Source organism: bacterium, from assembly GCA_013360215.1.
In the GTDB taxonomy this organism is placed as follows: Bacteria; CLD3; CLD3; order SB21; family SB21; genus JABWCP01.
In genome coordinates this window covers 22,667-37,059 of the sequence record JABWCP010000030.1, presented here as the reverse complement: position 1 = coordinate 37,059, position 14,393 = coordinate 22,667, and the positions used below count along the sequence as shown (strand labels likewise).

Annotated in this window: 8 protein-coding genes; 6 read left to right on the top strand and 2 right to left on the bottom strand. The window is 44.7% G+C overall.

Annotated features, from left to right (window positions below; genetic code table 11):
• The first annotated feature begins 638 nt into the window (after window positions 1-638).
• Both HUU58_13975 and HUU58_13970 read left to right on the top strand, forming a co-directional pair.
• Window positions 639-4,340 (top strand): cyclic nucleotide-binding domain-containing protein, encoded by a 3,702-nt coding sequence (locus HUU58_13975; protein ID NUN46780.1) that lies wholly within the window; start codon window positions 639-641, stop codon window positions 4,338-4,340.
• Entirely contained in the window at window positions 4,246-5,010 is a 765-nt protein-coding gene (locus tag HUU58_13970; GenBank protein NUN46779.1) for a phosphoribosylanthranilate isomerase, read from the top strand. The genes HUU58_13975 and HUU58_13970 overlap by 95 nt, the downstream gene beginning before the upstream one ends.
• 90 nt (window positions 5,011-5,100) lie before the next feature.
• Here HUU58_13970 and HUU58_13965 read toward each other — a convergent pair whose 3' ends face one another.
• Together HUU58_13965 and HUU58_13960 are read right to left on the bottom strand one after the other, a co-directional pair.
• The gene (locus HUU58_13965) at window positions 5,101-8,715 is read right to left on the bottom strand and encodes a T9SS type A sorting domain-containing protein (GenBank protein ID NUN46778.1); all 3,615 of its coding nucleotides are present in this window, start codon (window positions 8,713-8,715) and stop codon (window positions 5,101-5,103) included.
• A 464-nt stretch (window positions 8,716-9,179) separates the two neighbouring features.
• Window positions 9,180-9,407 (bottom strand): RND transporter, encoded by a 228-nt coding sequence (locus tag HUU58_13960; GenBank protein ID NUN46777.1) that lies wholly within the window; start codon window positions 9,405-9,407, stop codon window positions 9,180-9,182.
• A gap of 170 nt (window positions 9,408-9,577) precedes the next feature.
• On the opposite strand from HUU58_13960, the gene HUU58_13955 reads away from it, so the two are divergent.
• The 4 genes from HUU58_13955 (at window position 9,578) to HUU58_13940 (ending at window position 14,392) form a co-directional block, all read left to right on the top strand.
• The gene (locus HUU58_13955; GenBank protein ID NUN46776.1) at window positions 9,578-10,978 is read left to right on the top strand and encodes a hypothetical protein; all 1,401 of its coding nucleotides are present in this window, start codon (window positions 9,578-9,580) and stop codon (window positions 10,976-10,978) included.
• A 380-nt stretch (window positions 10,979-11,358) separates the two neighbouring features.
• Entirely contained in the window at window positions 11,359-12,465 is a 1,107-nt protein-coding gene (locus tag HUU58_13950; GenBank protein NUN46775.1) for a hypothetical protein, read from the top strand.
• A gap of 32 nt (window positions 12,466-12,497) precedes the next feature.
• A complete protein-coding gene (locus HUU58_13945) occupies window positions 12,498-13,412 on the top strand; it encodes a hypothetical protein (GenBank protein ID NUN46774.1) in 915 nt (304 codons plus the stop codon).
• Between the two features lie 158 nt (window positions 13,413-13,570).
• Window positions 13,571-14,392, top strand: coding sequence for a hypothetical protein (locus tag HUU58_13940; GenBank protein ID NUN46773.1), 822 nt, complete (start codon window positions 13,571-13,573; stop codon window positions 14,390-14,392).
• Window position 14,393: the final 1 nt, after the last annotated feature.

The window sequence follows — 14,393 nt, the reverse complement described above, 5'->3', positions numbered from 1 at the left end:
ATTTACTCACGAGCATCAAGAATCAGAGTGATCAATGACGAACTATTCTCGCCGAGCCGCTAAGAAATTGAATAGTTTTTTCTATTGCGTCTTTGCGAGCCAATTTACTCACGAGCATCAAGAATCAGAGTGATCAATGACGAACTCATTCTCGCCAAGCTGCTAAGAAATTGAACAGTTTTTCCTTTGCATCTCTGCGAGGTGATTTACTCACGAGCATCAAGAATCAGAGTGATCAATGGCGAACTCATTCTCGTCAAGCCGCTAAGAAATTGAATAGTTTATTCCTTTGCGTCTTTGCGAGGTGATTTACTCACGAGCATTAAGAATCGGAGTGATCAATGACGAACTCATTTTCCCCAAGCTGCTAAGAAATTGAACAGTTTTTCCTTTGCGTTTCTGCGAGATGTTTTGTGTTTACTTTCAATATGAGCGGTGTCAGAAAATTTCAAAAAAAAGAGCTGCCGCATAGTTCATCCCACAGGAACTTTATTCCGTTTATTATCTATTTATCTTCCATATGTTGTCTCCCGGTTTGCCATGTACGCAGCTTGCATCTATCGTTAAAAGTTATGTACATTACATACTGTTGTGTCCGCTAGTTATTTACTGGAATCAGGTCTTGCCAAACACGGTGTATGGCTTCTAAAATCTCGACGATTCGCGTTGGACGTATTCTTGCCGTAGAACGAGAGGAATACTTTAAGACGGGGATTCTCTTCGCATATCTTTTTTTTATGACGGCGGCTACCATCGTCGGACGAACGGCTGCGGACACGCTTTTTCTTAGCCGTTTTGATGCGACCAAGCTGTCGTACATGTATCTTGCCATCTCCATTGCGCTCAGCGTATGCGGCGTGGCGTTTCACGCCATAGTGGATCGCTTCCGACGTGACCGGCTGATCTATGCCGTTACCGGCGGTATGATATTGGCCGTCGGGGTTACACGTATTTTTGTGGATTCCGGTTGGTCGCTGATGTATCCCATGATCTATGTGGGATTTGAAGTATTTAACTTCCTCCTCATACTCCAGTTTTGGACATTTACCAATGACGTTTTGGATACGCGGCAGGCCAAACGACTGATCGGCATTATTCTGAGCGCCGGTATTTTGGGCGGTATGATCAGCGGTTTTTCGATCAAAGCTTTGGTGCATGCCATCGGTACGTCCAATCTCATTACGATGTACGGCGGCTTGATGGGGTTGTGCGTGATTTTGGTTCGCCTGCTTGCGCGCCGCGAATTTACCGATACGGTACGCGAAACCCACAGTGTGACCGATAAAAAAGCGCATAAAAAAGCCGAAGAAAAGCAGAAACTCGGCAGTATCTATCATCTCAAACTGATCGCCATCATCGTAAGTATCATCACGATGGTGCTCATGTTTATTGATTACCAGTTTAAAATGGTGCTCAAAGAGTACTACCGTAATGATGAATTGGCAGCCGTGTTAGGTCAGTTTTACGGTTACACGGGTATCGTCGCTCTGGTATTTCAGTTTTTTCTGAGTTCGCGCATTTTATCAAAATACGGTATACTTGTTTCGCTTTTGATTCTGCCGATTTTTTTGCTGATCAGTTCGCTCAGTATTTGGTTTGCGCCGGCGATTCCCGGCACGGTCATGATCGGTTCATTGGTGCTGTATCTCATGCCGATACTCAATGCGGTCGTTTTTGCGAAAGCGAGCGATAAAATTTTCAGCGATACGATCTATTCGTCGGCCAGCCAACTGATGTATGTACCGCTGCATGCCAACGTGCGCGGGCGTGCGAAAGTTTTTGTTGACGGGATCATCAAACCATTATCAAAGAGCGGAAGCGCGATACTGCTGATTTTGTCGGCCCATTTTTTTCCGGTCGCCGTAAACGATATCAGTCTGGCCGTAGTCGGGTTACTGATCATCTGTATCATCGCTATTTTCCTCGTTAAGCGCGAATACGTCAAATCGCTTTTCTCTACGCTCAAAGCCAACCAGATTGATTTCAAAGATATCAATTTTAACGTGTCGGACAGTTCGGCCATCGAGATACTTGTACAAGGCCTGGAAAGTCAAGACGACCGCCGCGTATTGTATTGCTTAGACGCGCTAAAAAATATCGAAGGATTTTATCTCATCCCGCACGTGTTGACATTGATGCATCACAAGTCACCGCGCGTGCGCACCGAAGCTCTGCGCGTCATCGAAAAAATCACACCGCGGCAAGCTGTGGATGAAGTCATCAAACGCCTTGGAGACGATCATACCGAAGTGAAAGTGCAGGCTATCCTCACGCTTTCGGCGTATGGGGATGACAACCACATCAAACGCATATTATCGTTTTTGATTGACGAAGATTCGGAGATCAAAGGGGCGGCCATTTCAGGGTTAATGCAGTATTACGGTATTGACGGTATATTTTATTCCGTGGATATCTTCAAACAGATGCTCGAAAGTCCGCGCATCAATGATCGTAAAGAAATCGCGCGCATCATCGGTCGTATCGGACTGAAAAATTTTCATAAACCGTTGATCAAACTTCTCGACGATCCATCCAAAGAAGTGCAGATATTTGCCATTGATGCGGCGCATCGCATCAACGCGATCGATCTGATCCCGATGATCATCAAAAAGCTTAAACAAAAAGAAACACGGCATAAAGCGATGGAGGCACTGTCGGCATTTGATGCGGCCGATATCGTACCGACCCTGCGAACGTATCTGGAGTTTAGCCGGCAGTATCAGGAAATCAGTTTATACATACCCCGCGTTTTTGAGATGATCGCATCGCAGGAATGTGCGGACATCATGCTTAAAAACTACGATCACGCCGGGCCGTATCTGCGTTTGAAAATATTAGACTCCTTAGCCAAGATACAATTTCGTAACCACGACGTAGAGTTAGATCGCGACTTGATCGAAAAATGGATCAATCTTGAATTTCAAGAGCATCGCTTTTTTACGCAAACGTTAAATGCCGCAAAACCCTTTGATGGCATTGCGATTTTGATCGAATCCGTAACGCATATTCGCCACGGCGTGTTTGAACGCGTATTTAAACTGCTCGGCTTTTTGCATGACCACAAAGTGATCACTACGGTTTTTCTCAATCTGTCCAATACCGACAAACGCGTACAGGCCAATGCCGTCGAAGTGCTGGATAATATGCTGGAAGGCGAATTGCGCACATCCGTAGTACAAATCGTCAATTCGCATATCTCGCATAAGTTTAACGAAGAGCGGGATGCGATCAAATTTTTTGATACCCTGATGGCGGCTTACGGCAAAGATCATGATTGGCTCAAAATGTGCGTGGAGTTTGTAAGCACGTCGCCGAAGTTTGACGAATGGGATCACAACCGTGCGTTTGCGCTGCGCAAACTCATCCACGATACGCAGGTCAGTTTTGAGCGCAAAGAAGTTCTAAACATTATTCAAAAAGTCGCGATCCTCAAACGCGTCAGTTTTTTTGCCTCCCTTTCCGGTGAATATCTTGCCAATATCGCCCTGCAAATGAAATCCGCCAAGTGTCATGCCGGTGAAGCGGTATTTCACGAAGGTGAGACGGGCGATTCGTTTTATGTCGTTATCAAAGGCAAAGTATTGATTCATAAAGGCGAGACGCGATTGGTAGAAATGGGGCCGGGCCAATGTTTCGGTGAAATGGCCATTTTGGATAACGAAAAACGATCGGCCAGCGTCACGGCATTGGAAGACACGTTGATGTTCAAATTAGAATCCGAAGCGTTTTATGATATTATCGCCGATCGTATCGAAATTGCCAAAGGCGTGATCCGCATGCTTACGCAACGGTTGCGCCAGCAATTGGCCAAAGTCGCTGCCGCCGGCGGGGGCGCTCCCAAACCGGTCATACCGCAAATCGAAGAAAGCGCCGTCGAGGAAATGATCGAAGGCGAAAGCGCCAATATCGCATCCGAATTGGATAGCCAGGCTTTACTCAAGCGCGTGCTGCTGCTCAAAGAAATAGATCTCTTTGCCAGTTTGCCGGATGAAGATATGGTCATGCTGGCCAATACCATCGAAGAAGTGAAGTACAAAAAGGGACAAGATATTTTCTTAGAAGGCGATCAGGGCGATGCCATGTACGGTATCGTTAGCGGTTCCGTTTTGATCCACAAAGGCAACAAAGATTTGGCCACTTTGGGTGAAAAGAAATATTTCGGTGAAATGGCCGTGCTTGATAACGAACCGCGTTCCGCTTCGGTGACCGCCGTTGCCGATACGACGCTTTTAAAACTGTCATCGGATGATTTTTATTCGATCTTGTTTGATAAGGTCGAAATCACCCGTAATATTTTCGCCGTATTGGTACAACGGCTTCGTACCACCAATACCAAATAGAACGGAATTTTTTTTGTCTCGTACTCGAGTGAAAATCTGCTGCATTTCTTCACGCGAAGAGGCGCGTACAGCGATTCAAACCGGTGCGGATGCATTGGGATTGGTTTCGTCCATGCCGAGCGGGCCGGGGGTTATTTCCGATGAAATAATCAGGGATATCGCGCGGATCATCCCCCCTCCGATAGCTTCGTTTCTTTTGACCAGTAAACAAGATGCCGCCGCGATCGTAACACAACAAAAGTTTTGTGGAACCAATACGATTCAAATATGTGATCATTTGACGAACGGTACTTACGAAGTTATCCGAAAAGCTTTGCCGGGGATCGCTATCGTACAAGTCGTACATGTGACGGACGAATCATCCATCAACGAAGCGATACGCGTATCGGAGTTTGCCGATGCGGTATTACTGGATTCGGGAAATCAAAAATTGGCCGTCAAGGAACTTGGCGGAACTGGCCGTAAACACGACTGGCGAATCAGCGCACGCATCCGAGCCGCGATCAAAGTTCCTCTGTTTTTGGCCGGCGGACTCAATGTTGAAAACGTACGCGAAGCTATCGAAACGGTGCAACCTTTTGGTATAGATCTGTGCAGCAGCGTACGAACCGACGGAAAATTAGATAAAGCTAAGTTAGAACGATTGTTTGAGGTTGTACATCACATCTGATCAAAACAAACTCAGGTTCTCAGCAGGTTTATAAAAAAAGCCCGATCTGAAATTTCAGACCGGGCTTCGTATTTGTTCGAGCGCGATGAATTATTTGATAAAGTTCATCCGTCGTGAAATGATTTCTTGTCCGACTTGCAGGCGATAGATATAGGTACCGCTGGAGACCTGCTGCCCTGCGGCATTGCGACCATCCCACAAAACCTCATTTTGACCGGCTTTCATACGTCCGCTGAACAGCGTACGTACTTCTTGTCCCATGAGATTGTAGATTTTGAGCGTGACGTCGTTTTCAGACGGTAAACCAAAACGAATCATTGTGGACGGGTTGAACGGGTTGGGATAATTCTGCAGAAGTTCGACTTTCTGCGGAATACCGGCCAATCCTTTTTCGCCACCACGGGTTACTTGAGCCAATCCGCCGCTCACGGTCAAGGTATAAGCCGATTGAGCGCTATTATAACCGTTTACTTTGATATAGTAACGTCCAACCGCGGCGGTATAATTTACAACTTCAGGATTATTCGTTGTGTAAGCACGTGCTACTTCCGTAAGCGAGGCATTATACAGGAAGAAATCAAGGTCTTTATTCGCCGTGGCAATACTCATCGAAATATTGATGGAACCTGCGGTTGATACATCAAAATAATAATAGTCGTTATCCGTAGTTGATGAGATGGCTCCGGATACGGCTACACCTGTACCCACCGGACCATCCGCGGTTCCGGAAGTACCGTTACTTTCAGACTCTGCCGTAATCGGCGGCGTACCGGTAGTGATGGTAAAATTAGCATCACTCATATCCGTCGTAGCGGCATTTGCGGCATCACTTACGCGAATGCGCCCTTGGGTGGTTGCTGAACTCGGAACAGTCCACGCTTCGGAGCCGTCATTGGCCGTGGAAGCCGTGATCTGTGTCCATGTCGAGCCGGCATTGAGCGAGTATTCTAGTTTTACATTGGCGATTGTTCCCGTGGAGGACCACGTGATCGTCGTCGCGCTACCGCCGGTGAACGATTGGCCGCCATTGGGCGCTGTCAATGTGACACTGTTGGATGCGCTTACCGTGATTGTAAAATTAGCATTACTCATGTCATTGGTCGCAGAAACGGATGCATCGCTGACACGCACGCGACCTTGCGTCGTCGCTGAAGAAGGAACGGTCCATGCTTCGGAACCGTCATTGGTCGTAGAAGCCGTAATCACCGTCCAATTGGTTCCGCCATTCACGGAATATTCCAATTTGACATTAGCAATCGTTCCTGTCGAGGACCATGTGATCGTCGTAGCACTGCCGCCGGTAAGCGACTCGCCGCCATTGGGTGCTGTGACAGTTACCGAATTTGAAGGTGTAGTCGTATTGAGCGGCGATTCCCATAATCCTCGACCATACGTCGCTGCACGAATTTTACCGGCACTTACATGAATATCCAGATCGGTAACGATAACATTGGGCAATCCTGTATCATAAGCTTCCCAAGTAGTGCCGCCATTGGACGAATAAAATATACCAAGATCGGTTCCGATATAGACATCGGTCGGAGTGGAAGGATGTATGGCGACGCAGTTAGCTGGTACATTGACCAAAGAACCGGAAATATTTGTCCACGAAGTACCGCCATTGGTGGTTTTATAAACTTTGCTACCCGCCGTGAAACCGCCGATGGTAGCCCACGCGGTATTTACATCCGTAGGGTGAAATGCAAATGAGGTAACACCGGCCGGCAAACCGCTGCTTGACAAACTTGTAAATGTCCAGGTCGAGCCGCTGGCTGTTCCTTTCCAAGCGCCTGCCGCATTAGCTGTGAGGATCGTTGTTCCATTGGAAGGTGCTACAGCGAGGACCGTGAGCGGGTCGCTTGCCGAACCAAGCACACTGCTGATCGAGGTCCACGTCGGGGTGGTATTGGTGATATTGGTTGACCGATATATACGACTTGATGTCGCATAATACATGGTTGTATTGGTCGTCGGATGCAATACGTACGGAGTCACCCATGCGCCATCCTCTGTAGGATCGGAAATATTGGACGGGGTACCACCTGTAGTCGTGCGATACAGATCGCCGTAGTATAATGCGCCGTATTGAATATTGGCGTTGGTATAATCTACCTGACATTCCATACCGTCGCCGCCAATGATGCGTGACCAGCTCGTTCCGTTATAACGATCCGTGCCGTTATCCTGAGCGCCACCGAGTATCGTATTAGCGCTGGTTTTGGCTGCACTGATACGATAATACTGATGGATTCCGAGGCCGTTACTAAAATCGGTCCATGTTGTTCCGCTATTGGTAGTTTTGAAGAATCCGCCATCGTTACCGGAAAACAAAGTGGTACCGCTGCCGGGTAAAAATTCGATCGCATGATGATCGGCATGTACGTAAGGAGCGCCTGATCCTTGCCACTGAGCATTCAGTGTCCATGTTGTACCACCATTGGTAGAACGCCAGATGTTTACACCGCCGGTATAAACCGTATTGGCATCCGTCGGGGAAACGGTGATGCAGAGATCATACCAACCTTGACCGACACCGGTATCACCGCCGTTACTATTCCATCCGAGTACATTGGGGCTGGCAGAGGTTTTGACTTGTGTCCACGTCGAACCGCTATTAGTAGATTTATAAATACCATAGAGACCATAACCGCCCGAGGTGTTATCACAATAAATCGCATACACGGTGGACGGTGTCGAAGGTGCGATGGCCACGGCGCAACGCAATACACCTGTCGTCGGAAGGCCGGAAGTCAATTTAGTCCATGTCAAGCCGCCGTTGGCGGATTTATAAATAGAAGCGGTGCCGTTGCCGTAAAAACTGGCGTACTGTTCATTATAGTTGGATGGATTGACATCCAGATCTTTGAAGTTACCGGTTTGTACTTGTGTCCAAGTGGCGCCCGCATCCGTCGAACGATAAATACCGTTGCTGGTCGTAGCGACGAGCGTGCTTGTGGATGTAGGATTGATACTAATTTTTGAAATACGATAAAGTTGATTGGCTGTCCATGTCAATCCTGTCGCCGACCAGGTCAAGCCGCCGTCCACGGATTTGAGAATACCGATGGAATACGTATCGCCGGCGTCGTTGTCACCGGTTGCAAGATACATCGTATTGGTATTGGTAGGGTCAATCGCCAAATGCGACACGCCTAAAGTACCCAATTCATCCGTATTGGTTGTCCACGATGTACCGCCATTGGTGGTTTTCCAGAGACCGCCGCCCGGCGTACCGATATAAATCGTGTTGCTGTTGCTCGGATCAAAAACGATGCAATTCACACGTCCTGCGCCACCGTTCGTCGGTATGGCGGTTTGCGGACCGAGCGTGGTCCAGTTGGAACTGTTGACCATCGCGCGATTCATACCGCGGCGCGGTGCAAAATTGGAATTTGGAAAATTGGAATATTTTTCAGCTTTGGCTTCAAGGTACAAACTGGGATCAAAAACACCTTGCGCGTTGGTACGCGTACTCCAAAACCATTGATAACGATTAAACTGTTTGAATCCTTTGCCGCGAATCACGGCTTTGTCATGAACATCTTTTCCTTTCCAGTACTGTTCGAATTCTTTCGATGTTTCTTTAAACGATTTGTCCTGTGAAATCCAGGATGGTACGGATTGTTGTCCATACACCGGCGCAAAGGCCAGAACACTAAAACATAATAGTGTAGTATAACGCACTAGGCGTAACATTGTTTTCATGGGTTATTCTCTCCTCATAACCATGCCGTTGGAAAATTTGTTATTTAATAAAAATGAAGTAATGAAAAACGAAACGGTATCCGTACCGTTCAGGGCGGGCAAAAAAGGGACGGCCTTTGTAAAGCCGGAATGCGGTGATGAACAACAAGCCTCATACTCCTCCTCATAAGAGTAAGGTTTGTCAATACCGACAATCTGCGTTAATTACTTTACGCAGCAGAAGAATTTTAAATCGTAACGCCAAAGCAAAGGAAATGCTTTTGCGGATTGGTCACAGGCGACCGAAGTGAATAAAACAAATCAGAAAGGAATAACTTGAAAAGATAAGAACGGGTCAAGTATAGGCTGTCTAAAAAAAGAAGTCAACAAAAAAAAATAAAAAAATCACTGAAGAACCGCTACAGGCAAGGGTTTGTAGAATCCGTGTGATATATTACAAAGAGATTTTATCAGATTTAAAAATTCTATGACGGCTCAACGGGCTTGTTGAATTGTTTTACAAGCGCATAGATCAGCCATATCCACGGTGCGCCATGCATGGCCAAATCAAACCAATCCAGCGGCTCGGTAAAAGTTCCGTTGGTGATGTTAACAATTTGTTTCCAAATATGAGGTTCCGGAAAGAAAGGCGCTAGGCCGAGTGTCAGACTGGCGAGTAAAGGGTAAATAATTTTTTGAGATGAAATATTCATACGTCAATCCGATAATAGAATTATGGCGTCAATATATGATCTTAGCCTGTATGCTCAAAGATTTTATTTTGTCGGCATATATTTTCAAGTTTGCAAATAGACGATATTCGTTTTACCTTAGCCCGTTTAATCGGATGAATGGCGTACATTTAATAATGTCAGGAGGTACAATGCGTTTTCAAAAGTTCTTACGTGTCATGCTGATGTTGGTTATCGCGGGAGCGTTTTCCGTGTCAGCACAAGAAGAAGGCGGTAATCCTACAACCGGTGAAGGCGCTTCTTCGTCGGGTGGCTTTGATTTTCAAGGACCTTATGACGGTTCCGGCGGAAGTCAATTTACCATGCCGGCGGGTGTGACAACGATTGACGGAAAAAGTTATATCAGTTTGCGTATTCAACCCGAACTGACGCTCGGAAAATTCGGTATGGGTTTGGACGTGCCTCTGCTTTTTAGCACGGAAAACGGCAAACTGCGTACGGATGAATTTAAAGGCGGCGTCGGGCCGTTGCGTATGATACGCTATATCCGTTATGGCGTAAAACACAAAGATCCTGTCTATGCGCGGTTGGGTGATCTGACCGGAACGACGATGGGTTATGGTCTCATCATGTATAATTATACCAACGGGATCAGCTTTGAAAAACGTAAGATCGGTATGAATGTAGATATCAATTACGAACAGCAATACGGTTTCGAAGCGGTGTATAGTGATTTTGATCGCGTGAGCATTTACGGTGTGCGTCCGTACGTCAAACCTTTCAAACAAACGGATATACCGATCATCAAAAGTACGGAATTCGGCGCAACGTATATGACGGATCGTGATAATAAGACGGCCATTCAAGGTATGACCGTCATGGGTGTAGATGCCGGTATCACGGTTGTGGATAATGGTTTTCTACAAATACAACCGTATACAGAATTTGCGCGCATGTTGAAAAACGATGATCTCGCCGACTCCGCCGCGAGCATGGGCAAGAGCTACGGCGCGGGGCAAGGTTTTGCGTTGGGAAGTAATTTCCGATTTAATCTCATCGCCAATGTATTCCAGTTAGGCGTAAAACTGGAACGTCGTATTTTCAGCAGCGACTTTATGCCGCAGTATTTTGACGCGGTCTATGAAATCAATAAAGACGCTAAGGCTTACAAAGTCGTCGACGCCGAAGCCGTCCAGGGCAACTACGGTGAAATCTATGCCAATCTGATCGGCAAGATTCAATTTGTAGGCGGTATCAGTATTCCCGACAATGCTAAAAAGTCCGAGAGCGCTTATATCCATATCGGAATGTCCGCACCTAATCTGATTCCTAAAGTTATCGTATCGGGAACGTATGATAAAGGATACCTAGACGGTGTTGCGGATGCATTTCGTTTTCGCAGCAAACGCAGCGTAGCCCATTTGATCCTCGGTTATGAAGCCTATACGATGGGACCTTTTGTCATGCAAGCCGGTATTGACTACAAATGGACTTTCATCGAGAAAAAAGACAAATCTCTGAAGGCTGTTAATTATGTGATGCCTTTTGTGGGCATTACGACCAAATTGCCTTTCGGCGATCAGAAAAAATAGTTTGAAAGAATAAATGGATTTCAAAGGCTGCCTGTCGAAAGGCAGCCTTTTTTTAAGAACAATTATTGATTTTTTTAAAAAAAAATTATTATAGTACCATGTTTGTATACTGTTTTTGTCGTAACCGACCCAAAAATCATAAAATTGAATTACCTTCACGTGGTGTGGAAAAATAAATAAATAGGGAGTTACACTTATGATTTCGATTCTGAAAACCAGAAAATTGGCTTGGAATTTGCGGGGGGGTTGCCCTTGCGTTAGTTCTATCTTTTGTAGCCTGCAATCAACCCGAAAACGATAATAGATTTCAACTCGGGGAGATTCCTTCTTTCGATTCTGAAGAACAAGTTTCACCTTACCTAAAAGAAGTTGCTTCGGCGTTGGGTTCAAATCCAACTTGGTTCGATTTCTCTTTGTTTCAATCAATTCGTAAAACCGCCGTTCCGTTTTCTTCTTTAAAAAAATCCTTGCAAAAATCCAATGATGCAGTATTAAACATACCGGATTATGTATGGATAAATGGTAAGAAGCACTCCATAAAATTGGAGTTAATTAATCACAACAGTTCAGAACTAACAGAGGAGAGCCTTGCTAAGCAAGCTATGTTACCTCCAGGGGTTGGCGTTGATCCTGATTTTGACTATGTGTACGATGAGACGGCGGAAGAAATGGAGGTTCCTTTCACATTGGCCGATGGCACAGTAGATGTAGTTCATTTAGAAAACCTTGACTATGACGGCGCCAACTATGACAATGAAAACCTTGCACAGGCAAGTACGGCCTCTGAAGCGGTCGGTTTAGACCCACGTACGGAATTTAACGAGTTGACTTTAGAGTCTCTTCCTTATAACGCTATCATGGTAACTCTTGAAGCTGAAGAAAATGATCCATCTGTTTTAAATAAAGGAAGCAACAATAGTTCGGCTTTTGAATTTAAAATTAAAGCCATGAGACTGTTTAGAAAATACGATTCATCCGCTGATGACATTGAAATACTTATGGTCTCAGGTACACCTAAGGACAAAGCCTATGCAAATCAAATAAACTCGGAAAGTAAGTACTCGACCTATACTTTACCGGATTCAGAAAAACCGAAGGGTACCAAAACAAAAATATTTTCTACGCCAATAAAGTTGCTTTCATCGTTTAATAATACGGGGCTGTCTTTTATTGAGAATGATAAGGTTGCGGGTACAACATATCACAAATATACTACTGTCAACAACACACGCAGATATGCTCGCGCACAGTACTATCATGATCTCTCAAAATCGGTTTTTCCTGCGCAATGGAATCTTCACTATCAAATTTGGGATGTTCATGATAAAGGAAGCAAAAACGATTCTTTCTATAATGGCGATATCTTGCAAATAACACCAACAAACCTCAATTTTCGTTTTGGTTCGTCTTCGGAATTTAGCTGTCCTGCTGTTCGGGATGCCTATGGGAACCTGGTTTGTGATTATAGCATTACGTTTGTTAAATAGTTAATTTAAAACCACACCACGTGAATTTTTATATGAAAACAATTATGATTTTAGTATCAATACTGGCTTTATCTATTTTTTGGGGATGTGAAAATGATAATCGGAAAGACAGAGTTATTGTTACAGGAGTTCTTTCGAAAGTATATATAAAAGAGCTTGATGTTGTTTTTCCAGCAACAGTTGGCGTTTACTGGCCCCGTATCCTTATTGTCAATCAAGACAAGAAGACTCCTATTGACGATGCCAAAGTTAAAATTTGGAGTGATTCCGGTAGCGTGGAGTTGGATACTACATTTATAGGAGAGTATCTAGGGGGATATACAATATTTGTTGACAAAAAGAGGGAACTTAAAATAATTAATGGGAATCGCTATTTTCTGCAAGTAGAATTAACCGATGGACGTATTATTACGGGCACCACAAGAGTTCCAAACGATCCCGTAATCGAGTTTCCGGGCGATAATGATACTCTATATTGTGGAAATAAATTCTATTTAAATCGTACAGAATACGGAACATTGGAAGGGGCATTCCACTTACAGTATTCGCGAGATGTTGATTCGAGGTTGAATTTTGTTCGAAATAAGAATTCGTATGATGTTGATGTACCCTTCTCGTATGCGTTTTCATTTGGGAAAATTGATAGCGGTGTTGTTTTGCTGTCTGATAATAATTCAGACAATACTGAATCATACAGCAATGTAGTTACGCTTGATTCAAATCTTTCTCTTTATTCCTGGCGGCTTGGCCAGATACGAGGTTTTGGGACAGACTCCACATATTCGAGTTTTTTAGATCAGATCATGGGTTCCAAGCCATCGGAATATTCAAGCGTATACGGAGACAGAGTATCGGGGTGTTTTGGGTCATTTTCAATTTCAACAGTTAATTTTATTGCATCCATACAGGGTTGTTCCGTGCAAATTGCAAAAAAGTACATTCAATAATTTTTAATCAGGTAAGCTAATTATGCATTAATTGAAAATATATGTACTTCTATAGTAGAACACCAAAAAGGCTGCCTGTCGAAAGGCAGCCTTTTTTTGTTGAAGGTTTTTTATTATACTCAAAGTATAAGTCATACGGAATCATATTAAACAGGAATATGCTTAAACATAAAGTCGAACCGGCTTCGGACTCTGCCGCCGCTCAAGATCATCGCAAAGTAGCCTGGATAGACCGCGGTTGGTATGTGGCTATCGAATTTGAGATGGCTTCGTCCGGTAAGCTCGATCAGGCGATTGCCATAGCCAAAAAAAATCCATTTTTCGTAGAGCTGGTAGATGAGCGCGGCATGACGTGGTTTCGTGCAATTTATTTCAAAAAAGATTTCTCCAAGTTTCAGGAATTGTATGCGCTGGCGGGACCGTGGAAAAACACGCGTTTTTTTCTCAAAGGCGATGAGATCAAAAAAGACGATTTTGAAACGTGGTATGCCTGTTATCAGCAATATTGGGGTCATCGGAAGAACCTAAACCTGCAGGACTATTGCGGTACAAACAAAGTCAGCGTTTATCCTGATTTTATCGGCTGCTACGGGAGAAATATCGTACTACGGTGGCAGGATCCGCTGACATACTATGCGCAGTATCATACCAAACTTTGGTACACATTCGGAAAAAGGCAGGGTAATACCTTTCATTTGGATAAAGCGGCGATGCGTGCATTTTTGAAAAAACAAAATGCCGAATACGAACTATGCCCTTGCTACGGTCATGAATCCATTGACCACTATATCAATAAGCTTCCCAACGACCTTAATCCGCATATTCATACCGAATGGCAGTTTAAGGAAGATTTCCTGAAGATTACGGCCAATCGTGCGTTTATTCATTATGACATTACATTGAGCATGATGCCGGAGATTTGCCCGGTCAATGAAAAATCTTATGAAAAATTCATGAATAGAATATTCAAAGAATCGTAAT

Bases quoted from the DNA above. Each gene is read 5' to 3' on its own strand.
- HUU58_13975 (NUN46780.1), top strand. From the start codon at position 639: ATGGCTTCTAAAATCTCGACGATTCGCGTTGGACGTATTCTTGCCGTA.
- HUU58_13970 (NUN46779.1), top strand. From the start codon at position 4,246: ATGATTTTTATTCGATCTTGTTTGATAAGGTCGAAATCACCCGTAATA.
- HUU58_13965 (NUN46778.1), bottom strand. From the start codon at position 8,715: ATGAAAACAATGTTACGCCTAGTGCGTTATACTACACTATTATGTTTT.
- HUU58_13960 (NUN46777.1), bottom strand. From the start codon at position 9,407: ATGAATATTTCATCTCAAAAAATTATTTACCCTTTACTCGCCAGTCTG.
- HUU58_13955 (NUN46776.1), top strand. From the start codon at position 9,578: ATGCGTTTTCAAAAGTTCTTACGTGTCATGCTGATGTTGGTTATCGCG.
- HUU58_13945 (NUN46774.1), top strand. From the start codon at position 12,498: ATGAAAACAATTATGATTTTAGTATCAATACTGGCTTTATCTATTTTT.
- HUU58_13940 (NUN46773.1), top strand. From the start codon at position 13,571: ATGCTTAAACATAAAGTCGAACCGGCTTCGGACTCTGCCGCCGCTCAA.